This window comes from Pseudomonas sp. PS02290 (assembly GCF_029960075.1).
Classification (GTDB): Bacteria; Pseudomonadota; Gammaproteobacteria; order Pseudomonadales; family Pseudomonadaceae; genus Aquipseudomonas.
The window spans coordinates 1-18,694 of sequence record NZ_JASCOY010000033.1 but is presented as its reverse complement, the minus strand read 5'-3'; the positions used below and the strand labels follow the sequence as shown (position 1 = coordinate 18,694).

The following is an 18,694-nucleotide window of genomic DNA, read 5'->3' as shown; positions in this document are numbered from 1 at the left end:
ACCGTTGATCCAGATCAACGCTTCGCGTCTTTAAAGCGCACAAAATGATGGCACCCTGCCTTATTTCGTGCACCCACAGAAGACTTCCACCATGGCCCGCTGGCTGAGCAATGTTTCGCTGAAATACAAGTTCTGGGCGGTCAACGCCGTTGCGTTTTTCACCACGCTGTTGCTGGTGCTTTACGCCCTGCAGCTGGAACAACACACCCGCGCCAACGATGCCAGAGCCGCCGCGCAGGCCGAGGCACAGTTGTTGAGCGCGTGGCCCGCCGGGCAATCACTGCCAGCTGCAGCCCACCGTCTGACGTATCCAGCGGGACAGGTGCCGGTGTTCAAAGGTCAGCCCCTGCCCTCGCTGAGCCCGGTTACCGGCTGGACTGACCTGACGGGTGTTTCCGACACAGACGGTACGCCACTGATCGGCGCCTATGTCATCCAGCGCGGTGACCAACGCATCGCCGTGCTCGCCGCTGCGCCACACCTGCTGCAATGGGTGGAGGTGCGTTTCGTCCAGTACGCCGTCGCAGTGTTCATTCTGATGCTCGCCATGCTCGGCGCATCGCAACTGCTGATCCGCTTTCTGCTGACCCACCTCAACACCCTCAAAGACGTGATGCTGCAGGTAGAAAGCAGCGGCGACCTCTCGGCGCGCGTGCCCCTGGCCGGTGAGGATGAAGTCGGGCAGATGGCCAAGGCCTTCAACGCCATGCAAGCCGGTTATCAACGCATCGTCACCACCGTTGCCCACTCCGCCGCCCGCCTGGATGCAGGCGCGGGCCAACTGGCGTCGGGCATGAGCGAGGTGCGCCAAGGCATGCTCGGCCAGCAGAGCGAGACCGATCAAGTGGCAACGGCCATCAATGAAATGACCGCCACCGTCCACCACATCGCTCAACACGCCGGTGCCACCCGTGATCAATCCCGGAACGCTGACCGGCTCGCGGGCACCGGCAAAGCCGTGGTTGATCGGGTAGAGACGTCCATCGCCGGGCTGTCCAGCGGGGTGCAACAGACGGCCGGGATGATCCAGCGGCTGGCCGAGGACAGTCAGAAAATCAACGGCGTCGTGAGCGTGATTCACAGCATCGCCGAACAAACCAACCTGCTCGCCCTCAACGCCGCCATCGAAGCGGCCCGCGCTGGGGAGATGGGACGCGGCTTCGCGGTGGTGGCCGATGAGGTGCGACATCTGGCGCGCCGGGTGCAGACGTCCACCGACGAGATCACCACCATGGTCTGCACTCTGCAGGCGGGTACCCGCGATGCGGTGGATTTCATGCAGGAAAGCTCGCACAAGGCCGACGACTGTGTGCAGCGCGCGCGGGAAGCGGGTCAGGCGCTGACGGCGATCACTGAAGCGGTGGCGCAGATGCGCGAGAGCAACACTCAGATTGCGGTAGCCGCGCAACAACAGAGCCAGGTCGCCGAAGAAATGAACCGGGCCGTGGTAAGCATCCGCGACGTGACCGAGCGCACCGTCCGACAAACAGTGGACTCGGCCGGCACCAGCGATGAGCTGGCGACACTGGCCGGCGCCTTGAACACGGCCATCGGGCAGCTGAAATTACAGGGCTGATTGCCTCGCGCCCCTGCGATTGCTCCGGCACATCCTGCCTATCAGGCTGATAGCAATCCTCGATTCGCCGAAGTGAACCTCCGGGCCTATTCTCATCTCTATCGAAAACACTTCTTGTTCACGTTTCACCGAGGTAAGCGTCATGCCCAAGTTCATTACGGATCTTCACATCGGCGAATTCTTCAACCCATCGCGCAAGGACGGTTTGCCGTCGAACGCTGTGTTGTCCTCACTGGCGTTCCCGCTGTCCATCGTCTCCGGCTTGCTCCTGCTGGACGGCGCGTTCAACAGCAGCCTGACGTCCGCCGCTATCGGTGTGCTGGGTCTGATCGCCGCGCAAGCCATTAAAGCCAGAGGCCAATAAGGCCCCTGGCTTTTGCCCGATACAGAGATGCGTCACCTGATGACGTTGTCAGCAACCTCAGCTCTGATCTGATCTGATCAGCCAAAGACAGTCACCGTCTGGCGACTGATCGCCACCAATTCCCCTTTTGGCGTCCACAGCGCCGCTGCGGTATGACCGTAGCCATCGCGGGCATGCTCGATCACCGCTCGGTACTGGGTCCAGTCATGGGTGGTCATCGCGGGCAACGGCTGCACAAATTCGATCGTCCAGGTTAACGAGCTCCCCGGCGCCGGCTTGTTCAGATGGGGCAGCACCGCAGGCGGCCAGGTGTCGACCAGCGCCAGCAGATGCGCTTCGGTCAAGGGCTCCTCTTCCACATCGCGCAGTCGTGCATAGCCGCCAATCGCCGGTGACGGTGTGTTGGAAAACGGCAGGCCGCCCAGCGCCCAACGCAGATCAATAAAGCGCAGGTATTCCGGCATCACGCCGGACACGAACGGGAACGGCTGGATCTCGTCCACCGGCTTGAAGACCGGCGCCGGCTCGGCGTGCACCGCAATAATCGACTCGCGGGGCGCGCCGAAGCTGCCCTGAATCAGGGTCATGACCTCGCCGTTCTGCATCGCCCGGCCCAAGACCTGACTGACCGCTTTGCCTTCGCGCAGGACTTCCACCTCAAACGAAATGGGTGTGTCGATGGCCGGTGGCGCAACGAAACAGATCGCCAGCGACCGAACCGGCCGCTCGGTCGAGACCTTCGCGCGCATCGCTTCATACATCAGCGCAGCCATGAGCCCGCCGAAGCAGGCTCGCCCCTGTGCCCATGAGGCGGGGATGCTGACGGATTCGGGATGGGCACGGACGGCGTCAAGCAGCTCGGAGAATTTCATGGGGTATTCCAGGGTGGCAAGCGGGATGGGCAAATGGTAACGAGGCAGCCGCCGCAGGACAGGGTTGATAAGCGCCAATCCTGCGGACCAGCCGGCGTCAGCGTTGAGAATGTTTGCCGAAGCACGCCTTGTACAAACGCTCCAGAACCTGGTCAGACTTTTGCTCGGCACGATGAATGCCCAATTCCCACCCGGCCACGCACGGCGCCAGATCCGCCTGATGCCGCGCCTGTTCCAGCCATTGCAGGTGATCGTGCCAATCGCCCAGGGCGCCTTGAGCGGCTTTCAACCGGCGCTCCATGTTCTTTGGCTGATGACTGAGTTCCGGGTAGGCCTCGCCGGCGTAGCGCACGCGTTTGATCAACAGGCGCAGGCGATGGCGATCGTGGGCAGGGTCGCCCATGGCTTCGCGCAGTTGCTTCCACTGTTTGTCCAGGCGCTTTTCAATGCGCTGCTCCAGCTTGTCGAGCAGGCCATGGCGTTCCTGGGTGCGCAGCAGGGCCGGCAATTGATCCAGCACGCCGAACAACCGATTGAGCTCCGCAGAGCTGGCCACTTTCGGGCACGCGGTTTTCAGGTATTGCTCGCGCTTGGCCGCCGCCTGGGGCAGACCCTGTTCATCGAGAAACGCCGCCAGCACCTGCATGTCACGCAAAGGCGTGGTCAGCGCGCCAACCTCCTTCGCCGCCCCTTCCACCTGATCCAGCCCCGGCAGACCCCGCAGCGGGCGCAACACGCTGCGCAGGCGGCGGACGTTGGTGCGCAGGTCGTGCAGCGCTTCGCTGTCGGTGGAGACCTCCAGCCGCGCGTGGCAGGCAAGCAGTTTGATGTTAAGACCGATAATCTCGGCGACCAGGTGATCGACCATCGCTGACATGAAACACTCCTTCGCTGAAGATGAACGTCTGAAGATGAACGTCTGGTACTACGGCTGTTTGCCCTTCAGAGCGGACAAACGCCACGGCAGGCTGCGGCGCAGGAATTTCAGGCGCTGACGCAATGCACCAACCGAGCCGTCTGCCCCGGCGTAGCGCTGGGCCTCGAACTCGTGGACAAAATCCCTGATCGCCCCGGCGTGGGCCGGCAGTTGCGCGGCAGCACGCTGCGCAAAGGCCTGGGCGCCCTCACCCGGCTGACGTTTAAGACCCTGCCGGGCGAGCAGACGTTCGAACTGGTTGAACAAGCGCAGCTGCGAATCGCTCTCACGGCGCCACGGCTTGAACAGCCACAGCGCCAGCAACCCGAGAATAACCGCCGCGCCGCCGGCAAACACGGGTGCCTGAAACCCGGAAAACCAGCGGCCCAGCACCTGCAGTTGCTGCTGACCCTGATACCCCAGCACCCAGCGCTGCCAGCCGTAATTGAGGTTGTCCCAGCTCATGCGGATTGAATTGACCCAGGCCAGGTGCCGATAGCGCAGGGCGGACATCGGCGAATCGCTGAGAAATTCTTCGTCCGCCGCCAGGGCCTGCTCAAGCCCTTGCTCGACCCGCGCGGGCGCCACCGCTGCGGTGGGATCAACGCTGCGCCAACCCACGTTCGGTTGCCAGTATTCAACCCAGGCGTGGGCGTCGAACTGGCGCACGGTCAGGTAGTTGCCGTCCGGGTTGAGCTCGCCGCCCTGATAACCGGCAACCACCCGCGCCGGCACGCCCGCTGCCCGCAATGCAAAAGTCATGGCGCCGGCGTAGTGGGCACAGAAACCGGCACGGCTGCCGAACAGGAAGTCATCGATGCTGTTGGCCCCCAGCGCCGGGGGCTTGAGGGTGTAGCGGAACGGCTGCGAGGTGAAATACGACAGCAGCGCGTCCACCACCGCGTCGGTGCCGGGGTGGCGGCGATGCAGGTCCGCGGCCCATTCGCGCACCTGAGGATTGCCTTTGGCCGGCAGTTGCAGGGCCTGCAAGCGCGCGCCGTCGCTGAGCACGGTCTCGCGCACAGCGTCGGGCCAGGATTCGACGCTGTAGAGCATTGATTGCTCGATCGGTCGCCGCCGCTGCCAGCGGAAATCAGTCATCTGGCGCACGCCGGCCAGATCGGTCTGGCCGACATCGAGGGTCATCAGCCACGGCTTGCCGGTCGGTTCCAGCACCACGCTGTAGCTGACCCGCTCGCCTTCCCGGCGCCACAGCGGCGCGTCCGGCACTTGCGCCCGCGACGATTGCGACCAGCGTCTGCCGTCGAATTGCTCCAGGGTCAGCGCGCGCCAGTACAGCTGATTGCGCGGCGGCAGCGGGCCGTCAAAACTGGCGCGAAACACCAGCTCGGCAGATTTGCTCAGCTCGGCGATGTCCCCCGGCGCCATGCTGTCGGACAGCCCGGTGAGCGCCTTGTTGCTTGGTTGCGGCAACGACCACAGCGGCTCAAGGCGCGGGAAAAACAGAAACAGCAGAAGCATCAACGGCAAGGCCTGCATCAGCAGTTTGGCCGATAGCCGCAGCGTAGCCGCGGGCCTGCTGGAGATGCCGGACTGTTGCAGGCCGATCAACGCCGCCAGCAGCGTGGTGATGGGCAGCAGGGTAAACAGGCCCCACAGCAGCGAGTCTTCGAACAGGTAACCGACGGCGATGCAGAAGAAGCCAAGAAAGATCAGCACCAGCGCGTCGCGACGGTTCTGCATTTCCAGCATCTTCAGAATGAACGCCGCGATCAGCAGCGCCGCCCCTGCGTCCAGACCGATCAAACTGCCCCGCGCCAGGTAGATGCCACCGGCGGTGCCGACCAGCAGTCCAGATTTGATCCAGGTGCCGGGCCTGCGCACGCGCATACGGAAGATCTGGATGCGCCAGAACGAGCAGACCAGCCACAGCACGATCAGCGCCACCGGCACGTGCAAGGCGAAGGGCACGATCACCAGCGCCTGGGCAATCAGCAACCAATTGAGGCTGACTCGGGGGATCGGTTTGGCCAGGCTTGAGGAGGTCATCGCGCCGCGCCTTTCATGCGCGCACCCCGTACAGCGCCAATTGGCGCAGGCAGGCTTCACGGTGGGCGTCGCCGCTGTCCACCGCCGAGATAAAACCGGGCAGCCGCAGCGCGAACGGCTGCTGACGCTGGGACAATTCCAGCACCCAGTAGCACAGGCGCGACAGCCGCTCTTCGATATCCCCACCCAGGGCCATGAAGTCCAGACAAAAGTCGTGACCGCTCAGGTCGCTGAACTCCTTGACCATCAGCCCCTGTCCCCGCGACCAGGCCTTCCAGTGCATGCGCCGCATCGAGTCGCCCGGTTGCCACAGGCGCAGCCCCTGATAATCGTCGACGCCCGGCCCCGTCGTGGCGTGGCCGTCGTCCTCGGCATGGGGTTGCACGCCTTGCAGCAGCGGCATCGTGCCGGCCAGCGGTTGCGGGTAGATCAGCACGGTCTGTTCTAGGTCCAGCCAGCTCCAGGCGCGAAAAATCCCCAGCGGGAACACGCTCTCCACGCGCAAACGCGGGGCCCGCATCCAGCCGCGTTTGAGCGCCGGCAGGGTCAGGCCGACTTCGACCAGACGCTCGGCTTCAACGTCGGTCTGCTCCAGCTGTTCGCTGTCCCACCCCAGGGCAATCGCCTGATGGCCATGGCCGGTGCTTTCCAGACGCAGCCGCAGTTGCACCGGTTCGCCGACGAACACCGAACGCGCGTGGCCGCCGCTGAGGATCAGCCCGCTGATGTTGCGGTAGGTGTGCAGAATGGCCAGCACGCCCACCGACAGCATGAGAAAGGTCAGGCCGTAGGCGAGGCTGTTCTGGTAGTTGATCGAGACCAGCAGCAGCAGAAACAGAATGAGCGCGTAGGTGCCGCCGACCCGGGTCGGCAGGATGAAGATTCGGCGGTGATCCAGTTCGACCCGCGACGCCGGGGGAATGCGGCGTCCCACCCAGCGCTGCCAGACCGGTTTGAAGCGTTCGATCACAGCACCGGCACCTCGCGCAGTAGCCACTGGACCAGCGCGCCGCCGCCATGCCCGGTCGGGTCGGTGCGCTCGCGCAGGCGGTGGCCGATGACGGCGGGCAGAATAGCCTGCACGTCTTCGGGAATCACGTAATCGCGCCCGGCGAGCAATGCCCAAGCACGCGCCGCCGACAGGATCGCCAGGCTCGCACGGGGCGACAGGCCGTAGGCGAATTGCGGCTGGCTGCGCGTGGCATCGACCAGCCGCAGCACGTAATCGACCAGGGCATCGCTGGCACGCACCTGCCGCGCCTGCTGCTGAAGCAAGGCCAGTTCGGCGTGATCCAGCAACGGCTCGATGCGCGGCAGCAGATCGCGACGGGATTCCCCCAACAGCAGCGCCTTCTCCGCCGAGCGCGCGGGATAACCCAGGGACAGGCGCATCAGGAAGCGGTCCAGTTGCGATTCCGGCAAGGCGAAGGTGCCGCCCTGGCTGAAGGGGTTTTGGGTGGCGATGACGAAAAACGGATCGGGCAGCAAACGGGTGGCGCCCTCGATGGTGACCTGGCCCTCCTCCATGGCTTCGAGCAGCGCGCTCTGGCTCTTGGGCGTGGCGCGGTTGATTTCGTCGGCCAGCACCAGCTCGGCGAAGATCGGTCCGGGGTGGAAGGTGAACTGCCCGGTGTCACGATCAAAAACGGACGTGCCGAGGATGTCGCCCGGCAGCAGATCGGAGGTGAATTGAATGCGCTGAAAGCTTAAGCCGAGCACCCGCGCGAGGGTGTGGCTGAGGGTGGTTTTGCCCATGCCGGGCAAGTCTTCAATCAACAGATGCCCGCCGCCGAGCAGGCAGGTCAACGCCAGGCGCACCTGTGGTTCCTTGCCCAGCACCACTTCATTGATTGCGTTGAGACACGCATCCAGTTTTCTGCCCATCGGAAGGCCTCCCCAGGCGACTGCTCATGGCTAATAGGACTGCAGACGATGCCAGACGTGCAGCCACTGTAAGGTCAGCGTAGGCCTTTTCGCCAGAGCGGGATGGAGGGATTCATCAGGGTGGAGCGAAACAGGACGGTAGGAGTGAGCTTGCTCGCGATCGGCGTTATCCCGGTCAGCTTGATGGCGACTGACCGCATGCTTCGCGAGCAAGCTCACTCCTACAGGGAGACCGCGTGATGGCTGCGGACTTTGGAACGATTTCAGCGACCGGCGCGGGACTCACGGATATAGAAACGGGCTTTCTCGGCTTTCTCGGAGCAGCCCTCGAACGCTTCGAACTGCTGCTGGGTCTTGGCGCCGGTCAGCAGCGACAGGGCCTTGGAGTAGCTGACCGTGCCGGCAAAACCTTCGGCCTTGGCCAGATCGAGCTCGTGCCAGGCTGCGTCAAGGTTGGTGGCACAGCTGTCGCGGTAGGCCGTTTTACCGGCGCAACCGGTGAGAACCAATGCCAACAGGGGCAGGCAGATCCAGGCTTTCATGGGTGTTACCTCAACTAAGGAAATCATTGATGCGGCTTTGACGGTGCGGCGATGTAAAAGTGCCACACCCGGGCGATGCACAATACCCGTTTCGGGCCGTTGGCGTTACGCTGGTGTGTGATGAATCGGCCGCCTTGCGCGCCGCCTGAACGCTGACAGTGGGAAACGCACATGAATAAACGCATCGCGCTGGTGCTGGGCTCCGGGGGCGCACGGGGTTACGCGCACATCGGCGTCATCGAAGAGCTCGAACATCGCGGCTACGACATTGCCTGCATCGCCGGGTGTTCCATGGGCGCGGTGATCGGCGGGATCTACGCGGCAGGCAAGCTGCCCGAGTACAAGGCGTGGATCGAAAGCCTGGATTACCTGGACGTGTTGCGGCTGGTGGACGTGAGTTTCCGGCTGGGGGCGATTCGCGGCGAGAAGGTGTTTGGCAAGATTCGCGACATCGTCGGCGAGATCAATATCGAGGACCTGCCGATCCCCTACACCGCCGTGGCCACGGACCTGACCAACCAGCAGGAAATCTGGTTTCAGGAAGGCAATCTGCATTCGGCGATGCGCGCCTCGGCGGCGATCCCCAGCCTGTTTACCCCGGTGGTTCAGGGCAACCGCACGCTGGTGGATGGCGGCCTGCTGAACCCGTTGCCGATCGTGCCGGTGGTGTCGAGCCACTGCGATCTCATCGTTGCGGTCAACCTCAACTCAACGACCCAGAAGCATTACACCTTGCCGGTGATCGAGCGCCCGCCGGCGGTGAAGAAGCGTATCGACGGTTTGATGAGCTCCATCGGCTCGCACCTGCCGTTCCGCCGCAAGCTGGACCTGACCGGCGAGGATGGTTTGCGTCTGGCGCAGGAAAGGCTCAAGCCCAGCGCCGCCGCGCTGACGGGCAATCCGTGGTTGATGGCCGATATCGAATCCGCCGACCCCCAGGGCCAGCAACCCTCCGCCGCGCCCACCCAGGCCGGGGCGCCGAGGTCGGCCAGCGGCTCGATCATCATCGACAACGTCGGCCCCGCGTCGCTGCTGGACCTGATCAACCAGAGTTTCGAGGTGATGCAGACCTCCCTTGCGCAATACAAAATCGCCGGCTACCCGCCCGACATCCTGATCAACGTGCCGAAGCGCGTGTGCCGGTTCTTCGAGTTCTACAAAGCGCCAGAGCTGATCGCGCTCGGGCGGCAGATCGCCAGGGAAACGCTGGATCGGTATGAGCAGGAGCATTCGTGAGCAAGCTCACTCCAACACTTGCTGCGTTATCCGAAAATTTTCAGCGCTGCGGTGATCCTGTGGGAGCGACCGGGGTGGCGCTCCACCTTGCTCGCGAATTGCGGTGGGTCTGATATGGAGAGGTGCGCTGACACACCGCATTCGTGAGCAAGCTCACTCCCACACTTGCTGCGTTCACATAAGATTTTCAGCGCTGCCGAGATCCTGTGGGAGCGACCGGGGTGGCGCTCCACCTTGCTCGCGAATTGCGGTGGATCTGATATGAAGACATGGGCTGACGCACCGCGCTTGGGCAGATGCGGCCCAAAGCAAGCGAATGCCTTCACGCATTCACCAACCGATACCCGACCCCCGCCTCAGTCACGATGTACTGCGGCGCGGCGGGGTCGTCGCCGAGTTTCTGCCGCAGGTGGCCCACCACGATGCGCAGGTAATGGGTGTCTTCGACGTGGGTCGGGCCCCAGATGTCCTTGAGCAGTTGCTGTTGGGTAATGACCCGTCCGGGATGCCGCGCCAGTTGCGCCAAAACCGCGTACTCCTTGCGGGTCAGGGCGACTTCGGCATCGCCCAGGGACACCCGGCGGTAGGCCAGATCAATGTTCAGCGGGCCGATGACCACCGCCGATTCCGCCTGACCGGTCTCCGGCGCCTGACGCAACAGCGAACGAATGCGCGCCAGAAACTCCTGAATGCCGAACGGTTTGGTCACGTAATCGTTGGCGCCGGCGTCCAGTGCGCGGACCTTCTCGCCCTCGCTGGCGCGCACCGAGAGCACCAGCACCGGCACCGTCGACCACTCGCGAAACTGGCTGAGCACGTCCTGCCCGTCCATGTCCGGCAGGCCCAGGTCGAGCACCAGCAGGTCAGGTTTATTCAGCGCCGCCTGGGTCAGGCCGTCGGTGCCGGTGCCGGCTTCCAGCACTTTGTAGCCTTGTGACGCGAGGCTGATGCGCAGGAATTTGCGGATCTGCGGCTCGTCATCGATCACCAGAATGGTTGCCGTCTGGCTCATGGGTGTCCTGTCATGAATAAAAAGGTCGGTGGCGTGAGGGCGTCAGCGTAGCGCAAAGCGGGTTCAGACCGCCTGGTCTATTTCTGCTTCAGGTTGCGCCTGCAACGGCAAGTGCAGGCTGATGCAGGTGCCGCGACCGTCGATGCCGTCGTCCACGCTGATCCGCCCGCCATGGGCGCCGACCATGCCCTGACAGATCGCCAGACCCAGCCCCGTGCCCTGCCCGCCTCGGTCTCCCCGCGCGGCGGTGTAGAACATATCAAAAATCTTCGCCCGTTCGTTCTCGGGTATCCCCGGCCCTTCATCGCTGACGGCGAAAATAATCTCCTCGTTCTGCACGCTCACCGCCATCTGCAGACGGCCATTGACCGGCGAGAAGCGCGCGGCGTTTTCGATCACGTTGATCAGCGCCTGCTCGATCAGCGCGGCGTGGACATACAGCAGCGGCAATTCCGCCGGCAATTCGGTCATGACTTGCAGCGGCGCGAGCACCGCACGCAGGCGATTGAGCGCGCTGCCGACGATGTCACCCGGTGAGACCCAGTCCCGCGCCAGCTTCAGCGCGCCATGACCGAGGCGCGTCATGTCCAGCAGGTTCTGAATGTAGCGATCCAGACGCTCGGCCTCGTCGCGGGTGCCTTCGAGCAATTCGCGACGGTCTTCCAGCGGAATCGCCTCGCCCAGCGCCAGCAGGCTGTCAATGCTGCCGCGCATGGCGGTCAGCGGCGTGCGCAGGTCGTGAGAGACCGACGCCAGCAACGCGCTGCGCAGCTGTTCGGTCTCGCCGTGCAAACGCGCGGCCTCGAGATCCTCGGCCAGTCGCGCCCGGGCCAGGGCCTGACCCAATGGCTGACTCAGCGCAGTCAGCAGACGTCGCCGCTGAGGGCTGAAAGTCTGGCCCTGCTTCGCACGAATCCCCAATAACGCCATCGGCGCGTCGTCCACCCACAGCGGCAACCACCACCAACTCCCCGACGGCAGCGTGCCAGTGCCCTTGCCCGCCGGTTGCCCGTGCTGCCAGGCCCAGTCCGCCGCTGCGCGTTCAAATTCGGAAAACTCCAGCGGCCCGCCCACTTCAACCTTCCAGCCCTGCTCGCGATCGTTGTCCAGCACGCACAGCTGCAACTCGCTCCAGCCGGCCAGGTGATGATCGGCGGCGCTGAGCACCGCCTGGCGATCAGTCGCGGCAGTCAGCCGACGGGACAGGTCGAGCAGTTCGCTGGTCTCCTCCTGGGTGTCGCGCAGCGCTTGCAACTGGCGACGCTGGCGGGCGGCGAGATTGCCGGTCAACGCCGCCATCAACAGAAAGAACAGCAGCGTCAGCACGTCTTCTTCGCGCTGAATGCTCAGGGAAAAATTCGGCGGGATGAACAGAAAGTCATACGCAAGAAACGACAGCACCGAACAGACCATTGCCGGACCGAAGCTGCTGCGCACGGCCACCAGCAATACGGCGGCAAGAAAGACCAGGGAGATATTCGGCAGCGCCAACCAGCTGGACACTCCCCAGGCCAGGGCACTGGCGCAAACCGTGGCGAACAGCGCCAGGGCGTAATCGAACCAGACCAGATTGCGCGGCGAAGTGGACTGCGCCTGATCGGGACGCGACTCGCTGTCGAGCACGTTGATTTCCAGCCCGTGGGCATTGCGCAGCAGACGCGACGCCAGACCGCCGCCCAACACCCGACGCCGCAGCGAAGGCCGCGATTGGCCCACCAGCACCAGACTCGCGCGACGTTCGGTGGCGTGCTGAATCAGCGTCTTCGCCACTTCCGGCGCGCGCAGCACCACCACTTCCCCGCCGAGGCGTTCGGCCAGTTGCTGGGCATTCTGCAAACGGCTGCGGGCCAGCTCATCGAAAAAGCGCCCGTTGTCGACATGCACCAGACTCCACGGCAGGTGCCGACGTTGCGCGACGCGGCTGGCGTGGCGCACCAAGCGCTCGGCCTGGGCATCGCCGTCGATCCCCACCAACAGACGACCGCGCACCGCCGGCGCCGCCTGACCCAACTGCCGATAGCCCAGCGCCAGATCGTTGTCGACCTGGGCGGCGGCGGTCTGCATGGCCATTTCCCGCAGCGCGGTGAGGTTGGTCTGGGTGAAAAACGCATCAATGGCGGCGCGGGCCTGCTCCGGCACGTAGACCTTGCCGTCGCGCAACCGCTCCAGCAATTCGCGGGGCGGCAGGTCGATCAGCACCAGTTCGTAGGCTTCCTGCAACACCCAGTCCGGCAGGGTTTCGCGCACTTGCACGCCGGTGATGCCGCGCACCTGATCGTTGAGGCTTTCCAGGTGCTGAACGTTGACTGTGGTATAGACGTCGATCCCCGCCGAGAGCAGTTCCTGAATGTCCTGCCAGCGCTTGGCGTGGCGACTGCCAGGTGCATTGGAATGGGCCAGTTCATCGACCAGCACCAGTTTGGGCTTCGCCGCAAGAATACCGTCCAGGTCCATCTCTTCGAGCATGACCCCGCGGTATTCGGAACGGACCATGGGTTGCTGGGGCAAACCGCCCAGTAGCGCTTCGGTTTCGGCGCGGCCGTGGGTCTCGACGACCCCGGCCAGCAGCGAAACGCCCTGGCGCATCTGCGTATGCGCGGCCTGAAGCATGGCGTAGGTCTTGCCCACGCCCGGCGCGGCACCGAGAAACACCTTTAGCCGCCCGCGATCGTCCCGGGGAAGATTGACCAGCAAAGCGTCGGCGCGGGTGGTTGAATTCACGAACAGTTGTCCTGGTGCGGGGTGATGTGTGCACGTGTGGCGTCGCCCGTTGGCGTCAGTTCACGACGTTGCCAGACGGTAACCGATTCAGACTCAGATTCAAGTCCAGCACGTTTACCACCGGCGGGCCGATCAGCGAGGTCTGGGTGTTGTCCGCCACCAGTTTCTGCACCGACTCGGCAGGCAGGTTCCGCGCCGCTGCGATGCGGGCCACCTGGTATTGCGCCGCGGCTGGTGACAAGTGCGGGTCCAGGCCGCTGGCGGAGGTGGTCAGCAGGTTCAGCGGCACCGGGCCCTGGTTGTCGACTTTCTCTTTGGCGGCATCATCGGTTACTCGGGTCGCCAGCGCCGGATTGCTCGGCGCCAGGTTGCTCGCGCCGCTGGCGACGGTGGCAAAGGCCCCGGCAGACGGACGCGGGTGAAACCATTCTTCGCCGGTGAAATTCTGTGCGATCAGCTCAGAGCCACGCACTTTTTCATGGTCGTCGTAGACCAGGCTGCCATTGGCCTGATCCGGGAACGCCACCTGGGCGACGCCGGTAACCACCAGCGGGTAAGCCACGCCGGTGATCAGGGTCATCAAAACGATCAGGCTCACGGCCGGACGCAATACGCTGGACATCATTCATTCCTCATTCGAAGTAAGCGCCGCGCGGGATCAGTCACCGCGCGGCGCGATCAGCGGGTTAAACCAGGTGCAGGGCGGTCAACAGCAGGTCGATCACCTTGATGCCCACGAACGGCACGACCAGCCCGCCGAGGCCATAGACCAACAGGTTGCGGCGCAGCAGATGCGCAGCGCTGGCGGCCTGGACCCGGACACCGCGCAGCGCCAGCGGAATCAGCACGACGATGATCAGCGCGTTGAACACGATGGCCGACAGAATCGCGCTCTGCGGGCTGGCCAGGTGCATGACGTTGAGCACGCCCAGTTGCGGATAGATCGCCGCAAACAGCGCCGGCAGGATGGCGAAATACTTGGCCACGTCGTTGGCGATGGAGAAGGTCGTCAGGGCGCCGCGGGTTACCAGCAATTCCTTGCCGATCTGCACCACGTCCAGCAGCTTGGTCGGGTCGCTGTCGAGATCGACCATGTTGGCCGCTTCCCGCGCCGCCTGGGTGCCATCGTTCATCGCCATGCCGACGTCGGCCTGGGCCAGCGCTGGCGCGTCGTTGGCACCGTCGCCGCACATCGCCACCAGACGCCCGTCGTTCTGCTCCTGACGGATGCGCTCCAGCTTCTTCTCGGGAGTGGCTTCGGCCAGCACGTCATCGACGCCCGCCTCTGCCGCGATCGCTGCCGCCGTCAGCGGGTTGTCGCCCGTGACCATGACCGTGCGAATGCCCAGTTTGCGCAGTTCCTCGAAGCGCTCGCGAATGCCCGGCTTGACCACGTCCTTGAGATGAATCGCGCCCAGCAGCTTGCCATCGCCGCAGACCAGCAACGGCGTACCACCGGTCTTGGCGATCTTGTCGATCTCCCGTGCCAGTACCGGCGGCAGATCACTGCGGTCACGGCCGAGGAATTTCAGCAGCGAATCCACCGCACCCTTGCGGTACACGCGGCCTTCGTAGTCGACGCCGGACAAGCGGGTCTCCGCGGTGAACGGCACCGCCGTCAACTGGCTCGGTGCAGGCTCGGTCATCGGGTGCAGACCGCGCAGGTACTCGACGATGGACTTGCCTTCGGCGGTGTCATCCGCCAGCGAGGCCAGCAGCGTGCCTTCGCTCAGCTCTTTGGCCGACACGCCCGGCGCGGCATACACCGCCGCGCAACGACGGTTGCCGAAGGTGATGGTGCCGGTCTTGTCCAGCAGCAACACATGCACGTCACCCGCTGCCTCAACGGCACGGCCGGATTTGGCGATCACGTTGAGGCGTACCAGACGGTCCATGCCGGCAATGCCGATGGCCGAGAGCAGGCCGCCGATGGTGGTCGGGATCAGCGTCACCAACAGCGCCACGAGGAACACCAGCGGCAGGTTACCGCCGGCAAAGTGCGCGAACGGCTGCAGGGTCACGACCACCAGCAGGAAGATCAGGGTCAGGCCGATCAGCAGAATGTCGAGAGCGACTTCGTTGGGGGTCTTCTGGCGCTTGGCGCCTTCGACCAGCGCGATCATGCGGTCCAGCGTCGATTCGCCGGGGTTGGCGCTGATCCGCACCAGCAGCCAGTCGGATACCAGTCGCGTGTTGCCGGTCACGGCCGAACGGTCACCGCCGGACTCGCGGATCACCGGCGCAGACTCACCGGTAATCGCCGCTTCGTTGACGGCCGCAATGCCTTCGATCACCTCGCCGTCGCCCGGGATCATCTCGCCGGCTTCGACGCGGACCACATCGCCCTTGCGCAGCGTGGCGGCGTTGACCATCTGGTAGCTGCCATTGGCGCCCTGGATCCGCGCTTTCAGGCCTTCGCTCCCGGCTTTCAAGCTGTCGGCACGGGCCTTGCCGCGACCTTCGGCCAAGGCTTCGGCGAAGTTGGCGAACAAGACGGTGAACCACAGCCAGATCGCGATCTGCACGGCGACGGACGTTGGAACGGCTGGATCAGGAATCAGGCACAGAACGGTGGTCAGAATCGCGGTCAGTTCGACCACCAGCATCACCGGCGCACGGTGCAGCTGGCGCGGGTCGAGCTTGATGAACGCCTGGACCAGCGCCGGGCGCCACAGCGCGGCGAGCCCGGTCTTCGCCGATGCATTCGATGCAGGCTGCGCGCCATGGCCGGCTGTCTTGCTGGCCTGGCTTTTAGAGTCCGAGTTTTTACTGTCCGGGCTTTTTGTTACGGGGGCTTGCATGTTCATGGTGTGGTCCTCAGAAGCCCAGGCTCAAGTGTTCGGCAATCGGTCCCAGTGCCAGGGTCGGCAGGAACGTCAGGCCACCCACGAGCAGGATGGTCACGGTCAGCAAGGTGACGAACAGCGGGCCGTGGGTCGGGAAGCTGTTCTGGCCCAGCGGCGAGGTCTTCTTCGCGGCCAGACTCCCAGCCAGTGCCAGCACCGGCAGGATGTAGCCGAAGCGACCAATGAACATCGACAGGCTGAGCATCAGGTTGTGGAACAGGGTGTTGGCGCTGAAGCCGCCGAAGGCCGAACCGTTGTTGGCGGTCGCCGAGGTGTAGGTGTAAAGCAGCTGACTGAAACCGTGGGCGCCGGGGTTGCTGATCGCACCTGCCGGGCCGGGCAACGAGGCTGCCAGCGCACCGAACACCAGCACGCCGACCGGCATCACGATCAAGGTCGCCACCAGCAACTTGACCTCACGGGCCTGCAGTTTCTTGCCGAGGTATTCCGGGGTGCGGCCAATCATCAGGCCGGCGAGGAACACCGCGATCAACACGTTGAGCAACATGCCGTAGAGGCCCGCGCCGACGCCGCCGAAGATCACTTCGCCGACCATCATGTTGGCCAGGGCGATCATCCCGGTAAGCGGGTTGAGGCTGTCGTGCATGCCGTTGACCGAACCGTTGGACGCCGCCGTGGTGGTCGCGGCCCACAGCACGGTGGCCGTTGTGCCAAAGCGGGTTTCCTTGCCTTCCATCGGTGCGGTCTGCTCGACCGACGCGATGTTCAGCGCAGGGTTTGGCTGGTACTCGGACCACATCGCCGTCGCGCCGCCAATCAGGAACAGCGCCAGCATGCAGGCGATGATCGCGCGGCTCTGGCGCATGTCTTTCACGTAGTGGCCGAAGGTGAACACCAGCGCGGCCGGGATCAGGATAATCGACACCAGCTCGAACAGGTTGCTCCAGATGGTCGGGTTCTCGAACGGATGCGCCGAGTTGACGCCGAAGAAGCCGCCGCCGTTGGTGCCCAGTTGCTTGATCGCAATCTGGCTGGCAGCCGGGCCCAGAGGAATGGTCTGGTCGGTGCCTTGCAGGGTCACGGCGTCCACGTAATGGGCGAAGGTTTGCGGCACGCCCTGCCACACCAGAAACAGCGCCAGGATGATGCACATCGGCAACAGGCCATAGAGGGTCGCGCGGGTCATGTCGGCCCAGAAGTTGCCCAGGTGCTGCGTCGAGCGACGGCTGATGCCGCGGCAAAACGCGACCAGCACGGCGATGCCGGTGGCGGCGCTGACGAAGTTCTGCACGGTCAGGCCGGCCATCTGGCTGAGGTAGCTCAGGGACGATTCGCCGCTGTAGCTCTGCCAGTTGGTGTTGGTGACGAAGCTCATCGCGGTGTTAAACGCCAGCGACCACTCCATGCCCGGCAGACCTTGAGGGTTAAGCGGCAGCGAGCCTTGCATGAGCAGGATGGCGAACAGCACGACGAACCCGGCCAGGTTGAAGGCCAGCAGGGCGATTGTGTAGGTTTTCCAGTTTTGTTCGACCGCGGGGTCGACGCCGGACAGGCGATAGCAAATCCGTTCGACCGGGCCCATGACCGGGGTCAAAAAGGTCCGCTTACCTTCCATGACGTTGTAGTAGAACCGTCCCAGCAGCGGCGCGGGCAACAGCACCAAGGCGAAAAACGCCAGTATCAGCAGGTAGTCGTAACCGTGCATGGCCGTTACTCCTCGACCCGGCCGGCGCGCAGGAGCGCAACCAGCAAGTAAACGAATAACCCTGCCGCGAGCAGCATTGACACCCCATCCAGAACGCTCATGAAAAACTCTCCGTCATACGGCGACTGCCGTGTGGGGCAATTGTCTGCAGCGGGGGTGTAAAGGAACGAGAGCGACGGGGGCCGGGGGGCATAAAGAAAGCGTAAAGAGTGATTGATTTAGCGGCTTTGCGGGCTTTAGATCGCGGGCATATCCAATATTTATGTGGGTTGTAGTTATGGTTCCGCCCTTACGGCGGGTCACTTTTTCCAAGAGCCGAAAAAGTAACCAAAAAGGCCCTGCTCCTGGTTAGGTCCCTCCTCCGTCGGGATTCCCTCACTCCGACGACGCTCCGTGGGCCCGCGCCGAACGGACATCCATGTCCTGACGGCGCTCTCGCCGCATCCATGCGGCTCGGCCCACTCCGCGTCGTCTACGTTCGGCCTGCACCCAAGTCGCGATTAGCGGCGTCTGAGCTTTCTGTGCATGAAGATCAAGATCAACAGCAGATCACGATCATGGGCAGATCAAGGGAGATCAAACGCTGAGGACTTGTAGGAGTGAGCTTGCTCACGAAGGGGTCGGTACATCCACCGGATATCTGGTGTTTGAGATAAAGCATTCGCGAGCAAGCTCGCTCCCACAGATGGGGTGTCCAATCAGCAAAACTGTCGCCGCCTGGGCTGGCCTCTTCCCGGCTAAAGCCAGTCCTACAGGGCGTACGCGGTGCTTTTGTAGGACCGGCTTCAGCCGGGAAACTCTTGATCTGCTTTTGATCTTGATCTTGATCTTGATACGCAAGACGTCCAGACGACACCAATCGCGACTTGGGTGCAGGCTGAACGCAGACGACGCGGAGTGGGTCAAGCGCCAGGGACTTGTGGGAGTGAGCTTGCTCACGAAGGGGTCGGTACATCCACCGGATATCTGGTGTTTGAGATAAAGCATTCGCGAGCAAGCTCGCTCCCACAGATGGGGTGTCCAATCAGCAAAACTGTCGCCGCCTGGGC

15 protein-coding genes are annotated in these 18,694 nt (G+C 63.8%); 3 read left to right on the top strand and 12 right to left on the bottom strand.

Annotation, left to right across the window (positions count from 1 at the left end; genetic code table 11):
* The first annotated feature begins 91 nt into the window (after window positions 1–91).
* The gene (locus tag QMX88_RS15885; RefSeq protein ID WP_282370956.1) at window positions 92–1,576 is read left to right on the top strand and encodes a methyl-accepting chemotaxis protein; all 1,485 of its coding nucleotides are present in this window, start codon (window positions 92–94) and stop codon (window positions 1,574–1,576) included.
* A 142-nt stretch (window positions 1,577–1,718) separates the two neighbouring features.
* Window positions 1,719–1,940 (top strand): hypothetical protein, encoded by a 222-nt coding sequence (locus tag QMX88_RS15880; RefSeq protein WP_192172193.1) that lies wholly within the window; start codon window positions 1,719–1,721, stop codon window positions 1,938–1,940.
* A 77-nt stretch (window positions 1,941–2,017) separates the two neighbouring features.
* Here the strand turns inward: QMX88_RS15880 and QMX88_RS15875 are convergent, their stop codons facing one another.
* The 6 genes from QMX88_RS15875 to QMX88_RS15850 form a co-directional block, all read right to left on the bottom strand.
* Complete coding sequence (locus QMX88_RS15875; protein ID WP_282370953.1) at window positions 2,018–2,812, bottom strand: acyl-CoA thioesterase; 795 nt, start codon at window positions 2,810–2,812, stop codon at window positions 2,018–2,020.
* A 97-nt stretch (window positions 2,813–2,909) separates the two neighbouring features.
* Entirely contained in the window at window positions 2,910–3,689 is a 780-nt protein-coding gene (locus QMX88_RS15870; protein WP_282370951.1) for a CHAD domain-containing protein, read from the bottom strand.
* Window positions 3,690–3,737: 48 nt separating this feature from the next.
* The gene (locus tag QMX88_RS15865; protein ID WP_282370949.1) at window positions 3,738–5,738 is read right to left on the bottom strand and encodes a transglutaminase TgpA family protein; all 2,001 of its coding nucleotides are present in this window, start codon (window positions 5,736–5,738) and stop codon (window positions 3,738–3,740) included.
* A gap of 13 nt (window positions 5,739–5,751) precedes the next feature.
* Complete coding sequence (locus QMX88_RS15860; RefSeq protein ID WP_282370947.1) at window positions 5,752–6,735, bottom strand: DUF58 domain-containing protein; 984 nt, start codon at window positions 6,733–6,735, stop codon at window positions 5,752–5,754.
* Window positions 6,705–7,622, bottom strand: coding sequence for an AAA family ATPase (locus QMX88_RS15855; protein ID WP_282370945.1), 918 nt, complete (start codon window positions 7,620–7,622; stop codon window positions 6,705–6,707). Before QMX88_RS15855 ends, QMX88_RS15860 begins: the two co-directional genes overlap by 31 nt.
* Window positions 7,623–7,885: 263 nt before the next feature.
* Window positions 7,886–8,164: a hypothetical protein gene (locus QMX88_RS15850; protein WP_062381160.1), complete on the bottom strand. Its 279-nt coding sequence runs from the start codon at window positions 8,162–8,164 to the stop codon at window positions 7,886–7,888.
* A gap of 171 nt (window positions 8,165–8,335) precedes the next feature.
* Here QMX88_RS15850 and QMX88_RS15845 point away from each other — a divergent pair, with 171 nt between their 5' ends.
* Complete coding sequence (locus QMX88_RS15845; RefSeq protein ID WP_282370930.1) at window positions 8,336–9,400, top strand: patatin-like phospholipase family protein; 1,065 nt, start codon at window positions 8,336–8,338, stop codon at window positions 9,398–9,400.
* A 322-nt stretch (window positions 9,401–9,722) separates the two neighbouring features.
* On the opposite strand, the gene QMX88_RS15840 is transcribed toward QMX88_RS15845, so the two are convergent.
* The 6 genes from QMX88_RS15840 to kdpF all read right to left on the bottom strand — a co-directional run bounded on the left by QMX88_RS15840 (window position 9,723) and on the right by kdpF (window position 17,746).
* Window positions 9,723–10,412 carry a response regulator gene (locus QMX88_RS15840; RefSeq protein WP_282370928.1) on the bottom strand — a complete coding sequence of 230 codons (690 nt, stop codon included), beginning with the start codon at window positions 10,410–10,412 and terminating at the stop codon, window positions 9,723–9,725.
* A gap of 63 nt (window positions 10,413–10,475) precedes the next feature.
* Window positions 10,476–13,133, bottom strand: a complete 2,658-nt coding sequence (locus tag QMX88_RS15835; RefSeq protein ID WP_282370926.1) for a sensor histidine kinase — start codon at window positions 13,131–13,133, stop codon at window positions 10,476–10,478.
* Window positions 13,134–13,188: 55 nt separating this feature from the next.
* The gene (gene kdpC, locus QMX88_RS15830) at window positions 13,189–13,755 is read right to left on the bottom strand and encodes a potassium-transporting ATPase subunit KdpC (protein WP_282370924.1); all 567 of its coding nucleotides are present in this window, start codon (window positions 13,753–13,755) and stop codon (window positions 13,189–13,191) included.
* A gap of 64 nt (window positions 13,756–13,819) precedes the next feature.
* Complete coding sequence (gene kdpB / locus QMX88_RS15825; protein ID WP_442969463.1) at window positions 13,820–15,940, bottom strand: potassium-transporting ATPase subunit KdpB; 2,121 nt, start codon at window positions 15,938–15,940, stop codon at window positions 13,820–13,822.
* A gap of 10 nt (window positions 15,941–15,950) precedes the next feature.
* Complete coding sequence (kdpA, locus tag QMX88_RS15820) at window positions 15,951–17,645, bottom strand: potassium-transporting ATPase subunit KdpA (RefSeq protein WP_282370922.1); 1,695 nt, start codon at window positions 17,643–17,645, stop codon at window positions 15,951–15,953.
* Window positions 17,646–17,650: 5 nt separating this feature from the next.
* The gene (gene kdpF, locus QMX88_RS15815) at window positions 17,651–17,746 is read right to left on the bottom strand and encodes a K(+)-transporting ATPase subunit F (RefSeq protein ID WP_282370920.1); all 96 of its coding nucleotides are present in this window, start codon (window positions 17,744–17,746) and stop codon (window positions 17,651–17,653) included.
* Between the last annotated feature and the right edge of the window lie 948 nt (window positions 17,747–18,694).

Excerpts from the sequence above, each read along its gene's own strand:
- QMX88_RS15885 (WP_282370956.1), top strand. The coding sequence starts at position 92 with ATGGCCCGCTGGCTGAGCAATGTTTCGCTGAAATACAAGTTCTGGGCG.
- QMX88_RS15880 (WP_192172193.1), top strand. The coding sequence starts at position 1,719 with ATGCCCAAGTTCATTACGGATCTTCACATCGGCGAATTCTTCAACCCA.
- QMX88_RS15875 (WP_282370953.1), bottom strand. The coding sequence starts at position 2,812 with ATGAAATTCTCCGAGCTGCTTGACGCCGTCCGTGCCCATCCCGAATCC.
- QMX88_RS15870 (WP_282370951.1), bottom strand. The coding sequence starts at position 3,689 with ATGTCAGCGATGGTCGATCACCTGGTCGCCGAGATTATCGGTCTTAAC.
- QMX88_RS15865 (WP_282370949.1), bottom strand. The coding sequence starts at position 5,738 with ATGACCTCCTCAAGCCTGGCCAAACCGATCCCCCGAGTCAGCCTCAAT.
- QMX88_RS15855 (WP_282370945.1), bottom strand. The coding sequence starts at position 7,622 with ATGGGCAGAAAACTGGATGCGTGTCTCAACGCAATCAATGAAGTGGTG.
- QMX88_RS15850 (WP_062381160.1), bottom strand. The coding sequence starts at position 8,164 with ATGAAAGCCTGGATCTGCCTGCCCCTGTTGGCATTGGTTCTCACCGGT.
- QMX88_RS15845 (WP_282370930.1), top strand. The coding sequence starts at position 8,336 with ATGAATAAACGCATCGCGCTGGTGCTGGGCTCCGGGGGCGCACGGGGT.
- QMX88_RS15840 (WP_282370928.1), bottom strand. The coding sequence starts at position 10,412 with ATGAGCCAGACGGCAACCATTCTGGTGATCGATGACGAGCCGCAGATC.
- kdpC (WP_282370924.1), bottom strand. The coding sequence starts at position 13,755 with ATGTCCAGCGTATTGCGTCCGGCCGTGAGCCTGATCGTTTTGATGACC.
- kdpB (WP_442969463.1), bottom strand. The coding sequence starts at position 15,940 with ATGAACATGCAAGCCCCCGTAACAAAAAGCCCGGACAGTAAAAACTCG.
- kdpA (WP_282370922.1), bottom strand. The coding sequence starts at position 17,645 with ATGCACGGTTACGACTACCTGCTGATACTGGCGTTTTTCGCCTTGGTG.
- kdpF (WP_282370920.1), bottom strand. The coding sequence starts at position 17,746 with ATGAGCGTTCTGGATGGGGTGTCAATGCTGCTCGCGGCAGGGTTATTC.